Source organism: Flavobacterium sp. Root186 (assembly GCF_001428525.1).
Classification (GTDB): Bacteria; Bacteroidota; Bacteroidia; order Flavobacteriales; family Flavobacteriaceae; genus Flavobacterium.
This window is the reverse complement of record NZ_LMHW01000001.1, coordinates 611,444-632,357: the sequence shown is the minus strand read 5'-3', so window position 1 is coordinate 632,357 and position 20,914 is coordinate 611,444. Positions and strand designations below refer to the sequence as shown.

Below are 20,914 nucleotides of genomic sequence, written 5' to 3'. Positions count from 1 at the left end.
CCATTTGTTAACATTTCTTTACCAGTAATTTCGTCAATACTATTTAACCAATTAACCAAAAAAACAATGGAAAAACTTAAACTTTTATTATTAGCCTTTTTTCTTGGCTTCTCAATTAATACCTGGGCACAAAAAACAGAAGTGTCCGGTATAATTTTAGATGACAAAGGTATTCCTCTGCCAGCCGCTAATGTACTTGAGAAAGGTACAAATAATACTGCAACAACAGATTTTGATGGGAAATTTAAAATTTCGGTTTCAAACAAAAATGCGATACTAATAGTTTCTTTTATGGGTTTTAATGATCAGACTCTAAAATTAGACGGAACAAAAACAAATTATTCGATTCAATTACAGCCTAACACAACTAATTTAGAACAAGTAGTAGTGGTTGGTTACGGTAAAGGATCGCGTAAAAACCTTACTACTGCTGTAACTTCAGTTAAAGCTGAAGATTTAAATAGAGGAGCAATTAGTGATGTTGGACAGCTTTTGCAGGGTAAAGTTTCTGGCTTGAACATTTCATCAAGCGGTGACCCTACAAGAACGGCTTCTGTGGTTTTGCGTGGAGCTTCAACATTAAATAGTTCTCAAGGTCCATTTTATGTAATAGATGGTATTCCCGGAGTTGATATCTCAGTAATTGCACCAGATGATATTGCAACTATCGATGTCTTAAAAGATGCTGCTGCAACGGCAATCTATGGTAATCGTGCTGCAAATGGAGTTATCATGGTAACAACAAAAAAAGGAAGTAAGGGCAGAACGCAGATTGCATACAATGGTTATGTTGGCTGGGAAGAAGTTTCAAATAATCTGGACATGATGAATGCAGATCAGCTTAGAGCTTTTACAACTAAAAATAATTTGAATTTTACTCCTGAAAATGACAAAGGTGCTAATACAAACTGGCAAAAAGAAATTTTAAGATCAGGACGTGCAGCATCAAGCAGCCATAACTTATCGATGAGCGGCGGCGGAGATCATGGAAACTACACAGCAAGTATTACTTCGCTTAATAAAGAAGGTATAATGCTAAAAAGTGATTTTTCCCGTATCATTGCCCGCTTATCTGTTGAACAATTTGCTTTTGATGATAAGGTTAAATTTGGTTTAAACGTTACTAATTCTAGTACAAAATATAAAAATGTACCACAGAGAAATACTGTTCTTTTGCAGGCAGCAAGCTATCTTCCTGTTTCTCCGGTAAGAAATGCTGATGGAAGTTTTTTTGAAAACTTTACCAGTCCGGGATATTTTAACCCAGTAGCTTTAATTGAACATGGTACTGATGAAACTAAAACGGATAACCTTGTAGGTAACCTTACTGCAGAAGTAAAACTTCCGTTTGGATTTACTTATAATTTGAATTTAGCACACCAAAGATTAACTGCGGCTCATGGAGAATTTTATGATAGTTATTATTCACAATACAACAGTGCCAACTTTTACAACAACCCAGATCCGCCTTTGACAAAAACATTGGTTAATTTTGGTGTAAATGGTTCTGCATTGAGAAATTCTTACGAAACCAGAAACAATATTATTGAAAGCTTCCTTACTTGGGATAAAGCAATAGGAGAGCATAAAATAAAAGCTGTAGCAGGTTACTCATGGCAGGAAAATACATTAGGAGACGGATTTCAGGCTACAACAACTAACTTTCCAGTAGATAATGTAGGATATAACAACCTTGCTTTAAGTAATTACACTTCTGTTAATGGTTATGTAGTAAATTTTGGAGATAGTAAAGCATACCAAAAAACGCGTTTAATATCATATTTTGGACGTCTAAATTACAATTACAAAGACAGATATCTTTTACAAGGATCACTTAGAAAAGATGGTGGATCTATGTTTGGAGCAAATAATCGCTGGGGGTATTTCCCTTCTGTAGGAGGTGCATGGAGAGTAGACAAAGAAAGTTTTATGCAGAATCAAAACATTTTTAGTGATTTGAAATTCCGCGGAAGCTGGGGGGTAACAGGTAACTCTTCTGGATTTAATGCTTATACAGCTCAGTTTATTTCCGGGAGTTTAGGAACTTTCTACTATAACGGACAACAAATTGGAGCTTATGGACCTAACCAGGCGGCTAACCCAGATTTGAAATGGGAAAAAACAGCTACTGCAAATATTGGAGTTGACTTCTCAATCTTAAAAGGAAAAATATCAGGCTCTGTTGATGTGTACAATAAAAAAACAACAGACATGATTTTTAACTATAATGTTAATCCGGTACTTGTACCAGTAGGAACAATTGTAGCAAACGGAGGAACAATGTCTAATAAAGGTATTGAGGTTAGTTTAAGTGCAACTGTGGTTAAAACTGCAGATTTCAGCTGGACAACTAACTTGAATTTGGCGCACAACAAGAATGAGATCGTTAAATTAACCAGCCCTTTCTTTGTTGGTGGAGATTCTATCCGTCGTGTACAACCAGACGGTGGTGGACAAACAGGAAGTACATTACAAATTTTTAAAGAAGGAAAACCTTTAGGACAATTCTTTACATTGAAGTATGCAGGGAAAAATGCTGCTGGAGTTTCGCAATATTATGATAAAAATGGTAATTTGACTACTACACCTCTAATTGGAGTAGATTATCATTATGCAGGAAGTGCACAGCCAAAATTATTAGCAGGGTGGGCAAATAATTTTCAATACAAAAAATTTGATTTAAGTATTTTCTTCAGAGGAGTTTTTGGTAATAAAATTTTCAATGCAACGCGTGCCGATCTATTTAGACCTAGCACTGCAATGACAAACAATATTTTAGTTGATGCAAGTGACGAGTCACCAAATGATTTAAACTCTTATAAATATTCGGATCGTTTTATAGAAGACGGAAGTTATATAAGATTAGACAATATGACTTTAGGATATAATTTTGGTAAAGTGGGCAGGTATATAAGCAGTGTGCGTATTTATCAAACAGTAAATAACGTATTTGTTATTACTAAATACAGAGGAATTGACCCGGAAGTTGAACAAGGAGGAACAGCTCCAGGTGTAGATTCAAATAATTTCTATCCAAAAACCAGAACTTATATGTTCGGTTTAAATGTGATCTTCTAAAAATTAAATGCTAAAAATTATGAAAAAGATATTAAAATATATAGGGCTTCCAGTACTTATGGCTGGTTTAATATGGTCTTGCGATGATCTAGATGTGCCTATTACAACACAATTAACACCTGAGGTTTTTCCTCAAAACTCAACGCAATATATTCAGACTACAGGTCCAGTTTATGCTGCTTTCAGAGGTGATTTTTCATTTTCTTGGTGGTGGACTCAGTCCTTATCTACAGATGAAGCTATTTTACCTGCAAGAGGTGGTAACTGGTTTGATAACAGAAATTATATCGCCATGCATTACCATGACTGGAATGCAGATAATGGTATCATAGGAAGTCTTTGGGATTGGTCGTCTAAAGTTATTGGAACAAGTAATCAGGCAATTTCAATTTTAAATCAAACAATGCCTGAAGGTTCAGAGAAAGAAACTTTGATTTCTGAGTTAAAAACAATGCGTGCTATTTCTTATTTCATGTTAATGGATAGTTATGGAGATGTGCCATTAGATACATTGTATGGAGATTTTACGTCTCATGCTAAAACTCCAAGAAAAGATGTTTTCAATTTTATTGAGAAAGAATTAAAAAAAGCAGTCCCTAATTTAAATGCTGCAGCGGGAGTTACAACTTATGGAAGACCAAATAAGCAGACTGCTAATGCAATGCTCGCTAAATTGTATTTGAATGCTGACGTATATACAGGAACACAACGCTATAATGATTGTATTGCGGCTTGCGATCAGGTAATTAATTCTGGTTTATATGTTATTGAACCAAGAGCAACTTATCTTCAAATGTTTTATCCTAACAACGGACCGCAGATGAAAGAGTTCATTTTTGCAGTTCCTTACGATCCGGCAGCAGTTACAGTTGGTTTCAATGGACAAATGTACCATGCTCGTTATGATGTACCTCGTTCTGAAAGAACTAAGTTCGGTCTTCCTTATACACCAAGTGCACCAAGAAGTACCCTTCCGGAATTTTATGCCTATTTTAATGATGTAAATGATATACGCAACAAGCAATGGCTTACAGGTCCTCAGTTTATGAATGACGGCGTTACTCCGGTAATGGTTACAACAACTAAAAAAGGGTACGATCAGTTTTATACAGGATCTGATGGAGGTGACGCATTTACCTATCAGGTAAATTTGACACCAGATATTCTTCTTCGTCAAAGTGTAACTTTATTTGATCTTGGAAATGATGAAATTGCCTGGAATATGGGATATAGAAATGTAAAATTCTATCCGGATGCTACTTCAACAAATCGTAACCAAAAGAACGACGTTCCTTTCTTACGTTATTCAGATATTCTTCTAATGAAAGCAGAGTCAATTCTTCGCGGAGGCGGTGCAACATTAGGACAAAGTGCAGATGCATTAGTAAATATGGTTCGTTCTAACCGTACAACATCCGCAGCTTTAAGCGGTGTAACTTTAGAAGAACTTTATCAGGAAAGAAGCCGTGAGTTTACTTGGGAAGCATGGCATAGAAACGATATGATCCGTTTTGGAAAATATGAAGGACAATGGGGTTACAAAACCAATACAGATGTTCGCCGTCGTGTTTTTCCAATCCCAACCAATGCCATGGTTTTAAATCCGGCTCTAACTCAAAATGATGGGTATTAATAATAAGAATTTAATTAAGTACACATTGTAACTCAATTTTAATTTTAAAAAGGAGAGGAGAGTAAAAATCTTCTCCTTTTTTACTAAAGAAAACTGATTTTTCAATTCCTCATGAGAATCAGTTCAGTTTCATTTTTGAATAAAAACAAAGCTTAATCGAATGTCGTTCCAGAAATCGATGAAAGATTAAGCTTTGTAATTTTCTCTCAATGTATGTTTTGAGAATACATAAAAATCCAATAATTATCAGGTAAAATCCTTCGCTTTACATTTTCGATTTAGAAATAAACCAATATTGCCCCAACAATACAAACAGAATAAATGGAACTAAATATAATCTATAAAATAGGACGCATTGGAGTAAGTTTAGCTCTTGTTTTTTTAGTGTCATGTAAAACCCAAAATGGGGTTTCTTTAAAAAAAAAGCAAGTGTCAGATATGGTTTATCCGCTGCTGGATACAGAAAATTCCAGATGGTTTTACTTCTCATCAGCAAGCCGGCCGTTTGGTATGGTAAACTTAAATCCTGATACCGAAATTAACGGCGATTGGGGAGGCGGTTATAAATATACTACAGATACAGTTAAAGGTTTTAGCCACGTTCACGAATGGCAGATGTCAGGCGTATCTGTAATGCCTGTAACAGTTTCTGCTGAAAACAAACAAACTATTTTTAAAGATTTTTATTCCAAATTCAGTCATCAAACCGAAATTATAACACCAGGATATCATTCAGTAAAATTAAATAGATATCAAATAACGGCAGAATTAACCAGCACGCCAAGAGTAGGTTTTCACAAATATACTTTTCCGGTAAAAGCACAAAAAGCAGTTCTTTTTAATCTGAATACTATTTTAGGACCTTGTGAAAATACAAATGGGAAATTAGAAAAAAACAATGATTATGAACTTTCCGGATCATTAGTTTTGAGTACCAATTTTAGACGTCCAAAACCATTAACTGTATTTTTTAAAATTAAAACAAATGAGCCTGTTATTTCTTTAGAAATAGATAATGTGACGGGTAATTATTTAGTCAATTTTAATAAAACGGACGAACAAATATTGATGAAAGTTGGAATATCATACACCTCAATTGAAAATGCCAATAACAATATTGAAACCGAATTACCACATTGGAATTTTAATAAAACAGTTGCTGATTCCAGAAAAGAATGGAGCAATTTATTAGGAAGAATAAAAACAGAAGGAGGAACAACAGCTGATCAAAGAAGATTTTACACGGATCTATGGCATGCCCTGCAAGGGAGAAAAATGATCAGTGATGCAAATGGAGCTTATCCTGATAATACAGGCGACAAATTCAGGGTGGGACATTTACCTTTAAATGCTGATGGAAAACCGAAATTCAATCACTATAATTCAGATGCTTTTTGGGGAGCACAATGGACAATAAATAATCTTTGGGGACTTGTATATCCTGAAATTATGGAAGAATTTGTGTACTCTTTAATGCAATATTATAAAGATGGCGGTATAATTCCGCGTGGTCCGTCAGGAGGAAATGATACTTATGTAATGACCGGAGCTTCGGCAACGCCTTTTATTGTGAGTGCCATCCAAAAAGGAATTGTAAAAGAAGATTTAGAGGAGATTTATATTGCACTCAAAAAAAATCATATGCCGGGAGGTATTATGGAAAAAGCAGGATATGAACACAATACAAACATTGGCGGCGGATTAAAATATTATTTAGAAAAAGGTTATGTTCCCTACCCGCTTCCCGAAGGTAATTTTGGAAGTCATGAAGACGGTGCAAGCCAGACTTTAGAATATGCGTATCAGGATTGGACTTTAGCGCAATTGGCTAAAAAACTTAATCATCAGGAAGATTACAATTATTTCATGAAAAGAGCTAAAAACTACCAAAATGTTTTTGATGCCAAAACAGGCTGGATGCGTCCGAAAGATGTGGAAGGAAAATGGCGTGAAAATTATGATCCGTATCAATATGAAAATGGATTTATAGAATCGAATGGAGCACAATCAACATGGTTTGTTCCGCACGATATTGAAGGTTTAGCCCTTTTAATGGGTGGAAATGAAAAAGCAGTTGCAAAACTCAACACGCAATTTGAAACAGCAAAAAAACAAAACTATACTTCTGGTACATCACATGATGCAGAGTTGCATCCAGAGTTTAGCAGGATTCCCGTAAATTTTGGAAATCAGCCTTCTATGCAGACCTCTAATATTTTTACGGTATTAGGAAGACCAGATTTAGCGCAGTATTGGACAAGAAACATTGTAAAAGAAACTTTCAGCGGATTATCTCCTGCAACCGGTTATAACGGAGATGAAGATCAGGGATTAATGGGAAGTTTGAATGTATTGCTTAAAATTGGTTTATTTCAAATGAATGGAGGAACAGATCAAGAAGCCGTTTACCAAATAGGAAGTCCAATATTCAATAAAATTACGATAGATTTAAATCCGAAATATTATTCGGGTAAAACATTTGTAATAAAAGCCAATAATAACAATCCTGAAAATGTGTATATAAAAGACATCAAATACAACAATAAAGCGGTAAAAGATTTTACTCTTTCGCATCAGGATATTACAAATGGCGGAGAATTAATTTTAGAAATGTCAAAATAAATGCCTGCAATAAGTTTTTTTGCCACAGATTTCACAGATTATTCGGATTATTTTAAATCATTATAATCCTTCAAATCTGAGGCAAAAAAAAGAGTTTTTAGTTATTAAAGAAATAAAATAAGTAATGAAAATATCCAGTAAAAATATACTTTTAGGAATATCATTTTTGTTTACATTAACGATCAATGCCCAGCAAATCGTCCATCAATTTGTAGACCCAATGATCGGATCAGAAGGAGTGGGCAGGGTTTTTATCGGGCCGTCTTGTCCGTACGGCATGGTAAAACCAAGTCCGGACTGCACTTCGAGTCCGAACAGCGGCTGGCTTCCAATGCCAAAAGAAGTAACCGGTTTCAGCCAGGTACATGTAAGCGGAACAGGCGGAGGCCCAAAATACGGAAACATTCAGATTATGCCTTTTTCCGGCAATTTGGATAAAATGGATCAGACTTCATTTCGAGCTGAAGAAAATGTAAAACTGGGTTACTACGAAACGGTTTTCAAAGAAAATAAAATCAAAACTGAAATAACTACAGGCGAAAAAGTATCATTTTACCGTATCACTTATCCAAAAAACACCTCAAAAGAATTAAAAATAGACCCGGGATTTTTTCTGGGAGAAGAAAAAATTCCTGATGCCAGAGAAGCACAGCAGTTTGTAGGTTCGCAGATTGAAATTGTTTCTGATACCGAAGTTCGAGGATACAGCAGAATCAGAGGAGGCTGGAATAATGGGCGTGCTTACACCGTTTATTTCTGGGCAGTTTTCGACCAGCCTATTGCAAAATATATAACCTTTAAAGACGGCCAATTTTACAATAATCAAAAAGCACAGTTTGATTCAGGTAAAAAAACCGCAGCGCTGCTTTCTTTTGGAAACACAGGAAAAGAAGAATTGAATGTCAAAATCGGAATCTCATTTTTAAGTGAATTAAAAGCAAAAAATAATATCGAAGTTGAAATTCCGCATTGGGATTTTAATACTGTTTTATCCACTTTAGAAAACAAATGGGAGGCATTATTAAGCCGAATTAAATTATCGGAAGATACATCAGAAGATTATAAAAAAATGTTCTACACGGGCTTATATCATACGATGATTATGCCTGTTGACCGAACCGGAGAAAATCCGTTATGGACAAATGACGAACCTTACTATGATGATTTTTATACAATTTGGGACACTTTTAGAACTTCAAGTCCTTTAATTACGCTAATAGATTCTAAACGTAAAGTAGAAATAATCAATGCAATGCTCAACATTTACAAACGTGAAGGTTATTTACCCGAAGGAAGAAGCGGCAACGACAACGGACGAACTCAGGGCGGTTCTAATGCTGAGGTTGTACTGGCAGATGCTTTTGTAAAAAACTTAAAAGGAATAGATTACGAATTGGCACTGCAGGCCATGCTTAAAGACGCGACAATTCCGCCGGGAGGAAATGAAGAAAAAGAAGGAAGAGGTGGATTAATAGATTATCTGAAATTTGGATACGTTCCCTATGGAACAGATCGCGCAGGAAACCGAACTATCGATTATGCCTACAACGATTACAATATTGCCATTGTAGCAAAAGGATTAGGTAAAACCGATTTGTACAATCAATACATCAAACAAGCCGACAGCTGGCAGAATTTATGGCGTCCTGATTACGAAAATAACGGTACCAAAGGATTTATTATGCCAAAAGACAAGGACGGAAACTGGCTGGACAATGTTGTTTTCGGTGAATCAAAAATCCAGAAACCTACTTTTAAATACACACCTGTAATTATCGAATCGCCTTGGTATGTCTGCCATTGGTGTGTATTTTTCTACGAAGGAAATTCTTGGGAATATTCATTCAGCATTCCGCACGATGTTCCGGAAGTAATTCGTAAATCGGGAGGTGAAAAAGCGTTTGAAAACAGACTGAATATTTTCTTTAATTCAGATTTGTATAATGTGGCCAACGAACCTTCATTTTTAACGCCATGTCTCTATCACTGGATAGGAAAACCGTATTTAAGCAGTGACAGAATCAGAACGATTATCAAAAATAATTTCAATACTTCAAGAGAAGGACTTCCCGGCAACGACGATTCGGGTGCAATGTCTTCCTGGCTGGCTTTTCATATGATGGGATTGTATCCAAATGCCGGACAGCCTTATTATCTGATTAATGCGCCTTTGATAAAAGAAACGACGATACAATTGGAAAACGGTAAAAAGTTTAAAATCTCTGCTAAAAAAATGAGTGATAAAAGCAAATACATAAAAGCGGCTTTTTTAAACGGAAAACCTTATAACAAAGCGTGGATTTTACATGATGATATTAATAACGGAGGAGTATTAATTTTAGAAATGGATTCGAAACCTTCGGCATGGGGAACTACAGTTTTACCGCCGGCAAAATAAAATGATCAGCAAGATGAAAAATATAATTGCAGCATTTCTGTTTTTGACATTTTATCAAACAGGAATATCTCAGAACTACATTCCAACAATAAAAAATAATACAGCGTTACATTATATCTGTAAGCTTCACGGACAGACCAGAACTTTATCGCTTACGACTGAACCAGCAGACAATAAACTGACTTTTAAATTGGAAACAAGAGGCGTAAAAAGTAGTATTGTTATGCTTCCCGAAGCAGTAAAAAACGGAAATGCCTTAAGTTTTAATCAAGGAGAATATGCGCCGGTTTTAAACTTAAAACCAACAGAAACTTTTTTTATGATTTCGCAGTCTGCTTATCAGGATTTATTGAAAAATAATTCTTTTGTGTATAATAACACGACATATGTTTTGGACAAAAACGAAGATAAAAACAGCGTTTCTATTGACGGAAAATTAATCGATGCGCTGCACGTTATTGCACAAATTGATGAAACTGAAATGTGGATTGTAAAAAATTCGGAATATCCATTAATCTGTAAAATAACTAATAATCCGCTTGGCATCAATTTCACTTTGGTGAAAGTAGTAGATGCAGTAAATTAAAAAATTAAGAGATAGACCTGTCAGTTATATGTTTCAATATCAAAACAATAAACAATGTCATTCAAAAATATCTTTTGTTCATTGATTCTTTTAGTTCTGATTTCCTGTAAAACAGAACAACACTTCAATGAGAAAAAGCTTCAGATCGCTTTTATAGCCGATGTTCATTTACAAGATGTTTTTGCAAAATTTGAAGATAACAATTATCAGGGAATAAAAAATCCGGTTACGGGCGAATATGCCAATATCAGGACGATGAACGCTCAATTGCATTCTACCAGAATTTTCAATGAAAATTATTTTGCCTTTTTAGAAGCTTTAAATGATATTGTCAAAAGAGGAATAAAACAAATCGTACTTCCGGGTGATTTCAGTGACGACGGACAGCCTGTTCACGTACGCGGATTGAGAAAAATACTCAATGAATATTCCCAAAAACACGGAATCTCTTTTTTTGTTACCACTGGAAATCACGATGTTGTAAGACCATTTTCGCAAGATGCCGCTAAAACCGATTTTTTAGGCAAATACGGAAAAGAGCAGATCATCAGCAGTTCAAAAAATTTCGATAAAACCAAAAGTGAACTGGAACCGATTATCACTTCCGATATAAAAAACTGGGGATATAAGGAAACGATTCAGGAAATGCGAGATTTTGGTTTTTTTCCAAAAAAGACCGATTTGTATTGGGAAACGCCTTTTTCTAACTACTCTTATGAGCATTATAATTTTGAAGAAGCTCAAAAAGAATCTGTTTTAGAAAAAAGAACGTATCTAATTAAAAACACGAATCTGTATCTTCCAGATGCCAGTTATGTTGTCGAACCCATTAAAGGAATCTGGCTTTTGGCTATAGATGCCAATGCTTATGTTCCGAACGAGAAATTATCGGGTCAGCCAGATAATCCACACGATTTTTCGGGAGCCAATACGGGTTACAATAATGTTCTGATTTATAAAAGTCACTTATTAAACTGGGTAAAAAAAGTTTCCGCGGAAGCGAAACAAAAAGGAAAAATACTGATCGCTTTTAGTCATTACCCAATGGTTGAATTTAACGACAATGCTTCGCCGGAATTAAAACAGCTATTTGGTGCCGATAAAATGCAGCTACAGAGAGTTCCAGACGAAGAAGTAGCGCAGCAATTTGCTGATGCTGGAATTCAGATTCATTTTGGAGGCCACATGCACATCAACGATACTGGAGTAAGAACATCAACAAAAGGAAATACATTGTTTAATATTCAAACGCCTTCGCTCGCAGCGTATATGCCGGCGTATAAAATATTGACGATTCATTCTGATTCTGAACTTGAAGTTGAAACGGTTGTAATTGGTAAAGTGCCTAAATTCAATAGTTTGTTTCCTTTTTATGAAGAAGAATATGCTCATTTGCAGAATAATAAAAGCGATCATATTTGGAATAAAGAGATTTTAAAAGCAAAGGATTATGCAGCATTTACAAACTGGCACTTAAAAGAATTAGTTCGTTTAAGATTCCTGCCAGAAGATTTTCCAGCTGAATTTTTAAAATCAATTGTAAATCTTTCAGGTAAAGATTTATTGCTAATAAATAAAAATGCATTAGAAATTGATAAAGATTTGAAATCGAATGCTGTGGTAGTTTCTGATTTTGAATCATGGACGGGTTTTGATATGATCTTCGATTTTTACCGCTTAAAAAGCGCCGATGAATTGGCAGTTTCCGAAATTGGAAAAAAGAGATTAAAGGAGTATGAATTGGTTTGCAGGCAGTTAAAAAAATCAAATAATCCGAAACAGATTTTATGGGCAGAAATATTTTCTAAAACCATGAATGGCGAGCCTTCCGATCATTTTATAATTGATCTTAAAAACAACAAAATTGATAATTTATCTGTTAAATAATTTTCATATTAATTAAATCAAAAAGATTAAATTGCATTTATAATTTATTTCGATGAGACAAAAATCCATTATACTATTCTTATTTTTTGCTATTTTTTATCATTCGTACTCTCAGAATATAAAATTTGCGCATTACAATGACAATAACGGATTGTCTCATAATTCGGTACGTCATATTGTACAGGATAAAAAAGGTTTCATGTGGTTTGGCACATTCTCAGGATTAAACCGTTTCGATGGCTATCAGTTTAAAAACTACATGAGTTCTACGCCAGGGAAAAATAAATTGTACAATGATGACATTACAGCTTTAGAGCTGGACGAAGAATCTAATCACTTATGGATTGGTACCAGAAAAGGACTGACTCTTTTTCAAATGGATACCCATGTTTTTACCACTTTTTTTAATAAAAAAGAAGACTCAAACAGTCTGCCCGATGATGAAGTCAGAGCAGTTTATGTAGATAAATTCAAAAGAGTCTGGGTTGGTACTAAAACGAAAGGAGTGTATCTATTTTTTTTGAAAGAAAACCGATTCGAAAAAATTAAGCTTAAAGGTTTCGATTATGTAAAAGAAATTTTTGAAGATAAAAAAGGCAATGTCTGGGTTGGCAGTTACGAAAAATCAGGTCTTGCAAAAATAACAATGGATGCTAAGGGAGCAATTGTGCGAATTAATAATTATATGCTTTCTGTTCCATATTCCAACATAAAAAATCCATATATCAACTTTATTTACGAAGATGCCAAATCTGATATTTTTGTTGGAACCCGAGAAGGATTATACAAATTGGACAAAACCACCGACCAATTTGTCAATTTATATATAGAAAACAAACAGATTAGAGGCGCTTTAGGCCCGTATTTTTTATCAGTTGCCCGCGCTCCAGACGGTAAATATTGGGTTGGAACTTTAGGCGGATTGCTGGTTTGTAATCAATTAGAAGACATTCAAAAAGGAAATTACAAATGGTATTATTCTATTTTATCAGATGATACTTCACTTGTAGATAATCTAATTTCATCACTTTATTTTGATGCTTCCGGGGTTTTATGGATTGGGACAGAAGACGGTTTGGACAAATATGATCCTTATGAAAATCAATTCACTTTAAACAAAGACATTTCACGTTCTATAGGCAATCAGGCACCTCGTATTAGAGGATTTGCTAAAACGTATGACGAAAAAGTGATTGTAGCAACCTACCATAACGGACTTTTTATTTCGAATACAAAAGGCTCAATTCCTTTACACAATACAGGAAAAGACATTGCCAGCATTTATTCTGATGATGGAAAAATTTTTTATTGCGGTCTTTGGGACGGAAACATATTAGTTTACAACTACATCACAAATTCTTCCAGAGAAATAAAGGCAGGATTTGAAAAATCCCCCGTTTTTGCTTTTAGAAAGATTACAGATGATTCTATAATCGTAGGTTCTTTTGGAGAAGGGGCTGTAATTTTAAATACCAAAACGCTGCAAGTACAAACTTCCAGCAAACTTTTACCGGACTTTCAGATTAATGCCATTGAAAGAGATGCCAAAAATAATGTTTGGTTTGCCACCGAAACCGGAGTTGTAAAATACAACATCAATTCTGGAAAAATAGAAACCTATTCGTCGCTTTTTATCAAAGAAAAAGGAGTGCCTCATGATGAAAATGTAAGTGATGTTTTGGTGGATACAAAAGGTAAAATATGGGCATCAACACGTTTCGGATTGTGTTTGTTCAATCCGAAGAAGAACGAATTTGAACCCGTAAAAAATCTTAAAGAACTTTCAGGCAAATGGATTACCGATATCTTGTCAGATGCACAAGGGAATTTGTGGCTGAATATCAATAACAATAATATTGCTTTCGTTAAATCTAATTTGAAGGATATCAGTATTTATCACGTAAACAGCGGTAACAGATTGGACGTTTTTAGTTCAAGCGGTTTCTTTTATTTTAATAATTCAAATATTTTTCTGGGTGGAAAAAATGGTATTATCTCTTTTTCACCGCCTGCAATGAAAAGAAATAATTGGTCGCCTTTACCTGTTATTTCAGAATTTAAAATTCAGAACGAGGAAGTTTTTCCGGAAATGGAGATTAATGGAGAAATTCCGCTTTCAAAAGATTTGAATTATGGAAAAGAAATAGAATTGAGTCATAAAAACCGCAATTTTTCGATTCAGTTTTCTGCTCCATCATTTGCAAACGAAAAGCTGAATAAATTTCAATATATGTTGGAAGGTTTTGATAAACAATGGATTACAGTTAATAGTACATCTAGAATAGTTCAATACACGAATCTTTATCCCGGAAATTATGTATTTAAAATAAGATCAAGCAACAGCGACGGATATTGGAGTAAAATAGTTTCTTATAAAATAAAAATCCTGCCGCCTTTTTGGTTAACGCCAACTTCTTTTTTACTGTTTTTGGCACTTTTATTTGGCGTTTTTTATTTTATCAGAAAGGAAATTAAAAACAGAATTCGTTTAAAACAAGAATTGCTTACCGAAAAAGTAAACAGAGAACACGACGTTAAATTGAATAATGAGAAATTACGTTTCTTCACCAATATTTCGCATGAATTAAGAACACCTTTAACGTTGATTTTAGGACCGGCCAAACAGCTTTTAGATGAAAGCAGTAACGCAACCGATTATGAAAAAAGCAGATACAATCTGATTTATCAAAATGCTAGCAGATTGCTGAATTTGGTAAATCAGGTATTAGATTTTAGAAAAGCACAGTCAGGTGAGTTAAAACTAAAAGTAACTAAAACCGATATTCTGGCTTATTCGAAAAATATTTTTGACTCCTTTAAGGAAATGGCTTATGATAAAAAGATTAAGCTCAATTTTATTTCTGAAGATGACGAAATAAACGGCTGGCTGGATAATGATAAGTATGATAAAATCCTGTACAATCTCTTGTCGAATGCATTAAAATTTACCAATAAAAACGGAAATGTAGACTTGTACATCAGGCTGAAAGATACGGTTGAAGATATTTTAGTGATTGAAGTAACCGATGACGGAATTGGTATTCCGTTGAAAAGCCAGGATAAAATTTTCAAACGATTTTATCAGGCAACAAACAGTAAAGCCCATAATACGGGATCGGGTATTGGTTTGTCGTTGGTAAAATCTTTAGTAGCAATTCATAAAGGAATTATTGCAGTCGAAAGTACACCGGGAAAAGGAAGTACATTTAAAGTCGAAATTCCAATTGACCGCGCTTCTTATGAGCATAAAGAAGTATTTGAATATGCGCTTAAAAATGACAGTTTGAGTATGCTTATTCCAGAAAAAGCGGCTAAGAAAATCATTCAAAATACAGATCTTAAAGAGAAAATATTGGTAATCGAAGATAACAGCGAACTTAGAAAATATCTGGTGGACTATTTATCTGATTATTACAAAGTTTATGACGCAGAAAATGGAGAAGAAGGTTTGAAAATCTGCCGACAAATTAAACCAATTTTATGTGTTACCGATGTTATGATGCCTGTTATGGACGGATTAGAATTTTGCCGACAATTAAAAAATGATGAATTCATAAGCCATATTCCAATTGTGATGCTTACTGCACTTTCCGAAAACATGGATAAAGTAAAAGGCTATGATATGGGAGCAGATGGTTATTTAGTGAAACCTTTTGAGCCATTATTGCTAAAAACGGTTATCGAAAACATGATCAAATCAAGATTAGAACTTAAACAAAAATTCTCAGGAGAAGTTGAAGGCAAGGTGAGCATGTTGACTCATTCTCCAATTGATGAAGAATTTATGGTAAAAGTAACAAATCTGATCAATGATAATTTGAGTGAAGTAGATCTTTCTACAGAATTTCTATGTGATAAATTAGGCGTGAGTTCTTCTAAATTATACAGAAAAATTAAAGAATTAACTGATTTGGCGCCAAACGAATTTATAAGAACTATTCGTTTAAAAAAGTCAGCAGAACTGCTCAAATCTAAAAAGTATAATGTTTCAGAAGTAACAAATTTAGTGGGCTTCAATGATCCTTTATATTTCAGCAGATGTTTTAAGAAACAGTTTGGTTTTCCGCCTAGTAAATTGATTTAATTGTTTTTTACCTTACTATGTCCCCGTGGTTGAAACCACGAGCTATATTTGAACTGTAATTCCGTCATCTTTTCATTTCAATATTAAAACATAGCCCGTGGTTTCAACCAGGGGCACGCAATGTWTATCCATAATCTAATTTTCCTCACGATGTTCCCGTGGTTGAAACCACGRGCTATATTTGAAMTGTAATTCCTCAATCTTTTATTTCAATATTAAAAACATTGCCCGCGGTTTCAACCGTGGGAACGCAATGTATATTCGTAATGTAATTTTCTCTCAATACGTTTCCCATGGTTGAAACCACGGGCTATATTTGAAATTCGATTCCGCAATCTTTTCATCTCAATATTAAAAACATAGCCTGTGGTTTCAACCACAGGAGCGTAATGTGAAACGACAAACAAGAACATGAAATGATGTTTTTTTAAGTAAAAAGCATGTGAAAATCTTACACAAATAAGAATCATCCATGTTTTTGATGTATTAATCCATTTTGAACAGTAGATGTAATTCTATTTTTGTCTTATAACTTTTAAACTTTTTAGCATTATGAAAAAGCATATAGACACAGACAATCCGTTGAATAATTTAGATGAATGGGAAGATGATTTGTTACTGCGATATCCTGATCCATCTGAAAGTGCGCCGGAAAAACAAAAAGAAGAATTCAGGAATTATGTCGATTCGGAAAGGGTAGAAACAGTTAAGGAATTTTATAGAATAAACCATACGTATCAGACTTACGATTTTGTATGCAGCAAAGAGCAGGAATTTTTACAATTCAATAAAAAAGAAATGTCAATCTGGGAAGCTGTTGAGTTTTTAAACACACTTGTAGACGACAGCGACCCAGATATTGACTTAGATCAAACACAGCATTTATTACAGACTTCTGAAGCTATTAGAGCAGATGGCCACCCAGATTGGTTTGTACTGACAGGTTTTATTCATGATTTAGGTAAAATTTTATGTTTGTTTGGAGAACCGCAGTGGGCCGTTGTAGGCGATACATTTCCGGTTGGCTGTGCGTATTCAGATAAAATTGTTTATCCAGAATTTTTTAAAGAAAATCCAGACTATACAGACGAAAAATTCAATTCCAAATTTGGGGTTTATACCGAAAATTGTGGATTAGAAAATGTAAAAATGAGCTGGGGTCATGACGAATATTTGTATCAGATTATGAAAGATTATCTTCCTGATCCGGCTTTGTATATGATTCGTTACCATTCTTTTTACTCTCAGCATAAAGAGAATGCTTATGCCCATTTAATGAATGAAAAAGACATAGAAATGTTTGATTGGGTAAGAAAGTTCAATCCGTACGATTTATACACTAAAGCCCCGGTGAAACCAGATGTAAAAGCATTACTTCCTTATTATAAAGAATTAGTTGCTAAATATTTGCCTGAAAAATTGAAGTTCTAGAAATATCAAAAAATTCATTTGAAAGCTATCTAAAACCACAATAATGCATAAAATCAAAACCAAAATACTTTTATTAAGCCTGCTCGTACTTTGCGGAAATTTTGTTTCGGCTCAGGAACAAGATCGCAACGATTGGGAAAATCCTCAAGTATTTCAAATTAACAGAGAACCAGCCCGTGCTGCTTTTCTTCCTTATGCAGACGAAACTTCTGCAATAAGCGATAAATATGAAAATTCTCCGTGGTATTTTTCTCTAAACGGTCAATGGAAATTTGCGTGGTCGCCAACACCAGATCAGCGCCCAAAGGATTTTTATAAAACAGATTTCAGTACGCTGCATTGGAAAGAACTTCAAGTGCCGTCGAATTGGGAACTGAATGGTTATGGTATTCCAATTTATACTAATATAACCTATCCTTTTGAGAAAAATCCGCCGTTTATCAATCATTGGGATAACCCGGTTGGGTCTTATAAAAAAGATTTTGTACTGCCAGAAAATTGGAAAAACCGACATGTTTTTCTTCATTTTGAAGCAGGAACGTCAGCGATGTATATTTGGGTAAATGGAGAAAAAGTAGGCTATACCGAAAATACCAAAAGTCCGGCAGAATTTGATATTTCGAAGTACTTAAAACCTGGGAAAAACGATCTTGCTATAGAAGTTTACAGGTGGAGTGACGGTTCGTATCTGGAAGATCAGGATTTCTGGAGACTTTCCGGAATCGACAGAAATGTTTATTTATATAGCACTGATAATGTTCGCATTTCAGATTTTTTTGCCAAACCAGATTTAGATGCAAAATACAAAAACGGAAGTTTAAATGTAGAAGTAAGTTTGAAAAACCTGACTTCGACTGCTGTTAACAATCAAAAGTTGGTTGCAAAACTGGTAGATGCTTCGGGAAAAAATGTATTTACAAAAGAATTGAATGTCAATTTTGAAGCATCGAAAATTCAGACTTTAAATTTTGCTCAGAATGTATCCAATCCAAAGTTATGGAGCAGTGAAACACCAAATTTATACACTTTGCTTTTGACTTTAAAAAATGCAAAAGGCGATCTTATAGAAACCGTTTCCACTCAAATCGGATTCAGAAAAGTAGAATTAAAAGGCGGACAATTATTGGTAAACGGAGTTCGATTAATGGTTCATGGCGTCAATATTCACGAACATAATCCGAAAACGGGACATTATCAGGACGAAGCTACGATGATGAAAGACATCAAAATGATGAAGCAGCTAAACATTAATTCAGTACGCTGCAGTCATTATCCAAATAATATTTTATGGGTAAAACTATGTAATAAATACGGTTTGTTTTTGGTGGATGAAGCCAATATCGAAAGTCATGGAATGGGAGTAGAAGGACAGCCTGTTATGTGGATGAATCCAAAAACCAATCCGGGTTATCTTCCGGAATGGAGAGAAGCACATCTGGATAGAATCTATAGTCTTGTTGAAAGAGATAAAAATATGCCATCGGTAATTCTTTGGTCATTAGGTAATGAAAGTGCCAATGGACCTGTATTTCATGAAGCCTATAAATGGATTAAAAAAAGAGACAATACAAGATTGGTTCAGTTTGAGCAGGCCAAAGAAAACGAAAACACAGATATCGTTTGCCCAATGTACCCAACAATAGAATACATGAAAGAATATGCGGCGCGCAAAGAAGTCAGCCGTCCGTACATCATGTGTGAGTATTCGCATGCGATGGGAAACAGCAGTGGTAATTTTCAGGAATACTGGGATATCATTCGCGGAAGCAAAAATATGCAGGGTGGTTTTATCTGGGATTGGGTAGATCAGGGATTTGAAGCAACAGATGAAGTTGGTAGAAAATATTGGGCTTATGGCGGCGATTTGGGAAGTCAGAACTATACAAATGATGAAAATTTCTGCCATAACGGATTGGTTTTTGCAGACAGAACTCCGCATCCGGGAGCATTTGAAGTAAAAAAAGTCTATCAGGATATTTTATTTAATGCTGTAGATATCAAAAACGGAGTGATCGAAATTGTAAACGATTTTGGATTTACAAATTTGAATAAATACAACTTTAGATACGAAGTTTTAGAAAATGGAAAAGTAATTAAAGAAGGAACAATTAATGTTGCTTTAGATCCGAAAACGAAAAAACAATTTAAGCTTGATTTACCAAAATTACAATCAAAAGAAGGGACAGAATATTTATTGAATGTTTTTGCATACACGAAAGTGAGTTCTGAATTACTTCCTCAAAATTTTGAAATTGCCAAAGAACAGTTTGTTATCGAAGACGCCAACTATTTTACAAAATCAGAAAAAGTAAATGCTGCTAAAATTCAGGATGAAAAAGAACAGTTTGTGTTAACCTCAGAAAATGTTGTAGTCAAAATCAGCAAAAAAACAGGATTAATTTCTTTCTATAGTGTAAAAGGAGAGGAATATTTTAAACAATATCCAGAACCAAATTTCTGGAGAGCACCAACTGATAATGATATTGGGAATAAAATGCAGATTAGAACGAATGTTTGGAGAACTGCAGGTAAAAATACCAGTTTAGAAAGCATTCAGCAATCGGAGGAAAACGGAAAGCAATATATCGTTGCCAAATTAAAACTGAATGATGTCGCTTCAGATTATACCATCAAATATTCATTAGGAAATGATGGTGCTTTAGAAATAGAAGCATCTTATAAAAAAGGCAATAATCCAATGCCGGAACTGCCACGTTTCGGAATGATTTTCACCCTAAAAAACACGTTAGAAAATCTGGATTATTATGGAAGAGGACCGTTAGAAAATTATTCAGATAGAAAAACTTCTTCATTCAAAGGAATTTATTACAGTAAAGTTGCAGACCAATATGTGCCTTATACACGCCCACAGGAAAATGGATATAAGACCGATATACGCTGGTTTAAATTGTCAGGCAATAATGGAAATGGCTTGGAGATAAAAGGTCTGCAGCCTTTAGGTATGAGTACTTTAAATAATTACCCGAGTGATTTTGACGGAGGAATTTCTAAGAAAAATATTCATTCCAGCGATATCACTCCAAGAAATGAAGTTGTTGTTTGTGTTGATTTAACCCAACGCGGCTTAGGAGGAGACAACAGCTGGGGATTACCTCCGCACGAACAATATGTATTAACCCAAAGTGAATACAGCTACGGATTTGTTATAAAACCTGTTTTTTAGTATTCAGTGGT

The 20,914-nt window shown here is 34.6% G+C and carries 9 protein-coding genes; all 9 read left to right on the top strand.

Translation table 11 applies throughout. The features are described from left to right. Positions 1–66: 66 nt before the first annotated feature. The 9 genes from ASD98_RS02285 to ASD98_RS02245 all read left to right on the top strand — a co-directional run bounded on the left by ASD98_RS02285 (position 67) and on the right by ASD98_RS02245 (position 20,903). On the top strand, positions 67–3,078 hold the full coding sequence (locus ASD98_RS02285) for a TonB-dependent receptor (protein WP_056199557.1): 3,012 nt from the start codon (positions 67–69) through the stop codon (positions 3,076–3,078). A gap of 19 nt (positions 3,079–3,097) precedes the next feature. Beyond that, entirely contained in the window at positions 3,098–4,711 is a 1,614-nt protein-coding gene (locus tag ASD98_RS02280; protein ID WP_056199554.1) for a RagB/SusD family nutrient uptake outer membrane protein, read from the top strand. Between the two features lie 321 nt (positions 4,712–5,032). Further along, positions 5,033–7,333: a GH92 family glycosyl hydrolase gene (locus ASD98_RS02275; protein ID WP_056199550.1), complete on the top strand. Its 2,301-nt coding sequence runs from the start codon at positions 5,033–5,035 to the stop codon at positions 7,331–7,333. A 124-nt stretch (positions 7,334–7,457) separates the two neighbouring features. Further along, positions 7,458–9,731 carry a GH92 family glycosyl hydrolase gene (locus tag ASD98_RS02270; RefSeq protein ID WP_056199546.1) on the top strand — a complete coding sequence of 758 codons (2,274 nt, stop codon included), beginning with the start codon at positions 7,458–7,460 and terminating at the stop codon, positions 9,729–9,731. 13 nt (positions 9,732–9,744) lie between these two features. Further along, positions 9,745–10,317 (top strand): hypothetical protein, encoded by a 573-nt coding sequence (locus ASD98_RS02265; protein ID WP_056199671.1) that lies wholly within the window; start codon positions 9,745–9,747, stop codon positions 10,315–10,317. Positions 10,318–10,371: 54 nt separating this feature from the next. Further along, positions 10,372–12,204, top strand: a complete 1,833-nt coding sequence (locus tag ASD98_RS02260) for a metallophosphoesterase (protein ID WP_056199543.1) — start codon at positions 10,372–10,374, stop codon at positions 12,202–12,204. Between the two features lie 52 nt (positions 12,205–12,256). Next, positions 12,257–16,288 carry a hybrid sensor histidine kinase/response regulator transcription factor gene (locus ASD98_RS02255; protein WP_056199541.1) on the top strand — a complete coding sequence of 1,344 codons (4,032 nt, stop codon included), beginning with the start codon at positions 12,257–12,259 and terminating at the stop codon, positions 16,286–16,288. Positions 16,289–16,840: 552 nt separating this feature from the next. After that, complete coding sequence (locus tag ASD98_RS02250) at positions 16,841–17,719, top strand: inositol oxygenase family protein (protein ID WP_056199539.1); 879 nt, start codon at positions 16,841–16,843, stop codon at positions 17,717–17,719. 43 nt (positions 17,720–17,762) lie between these two features. Continuing rightward, a complete protein-coding gene (locus tag ASD98_RS02245; protein WP_056199535.1) occupies positions 17,763–20,903 on the top strand; it encodes a glycoside hydrolase family 2 TIM barrel-domain containing protein in 3,141 nt (1,046 codons plus the stop codon). The last annotated feature ends 11 nt before the right edge of the window (positions 20,904–20,914 follow it).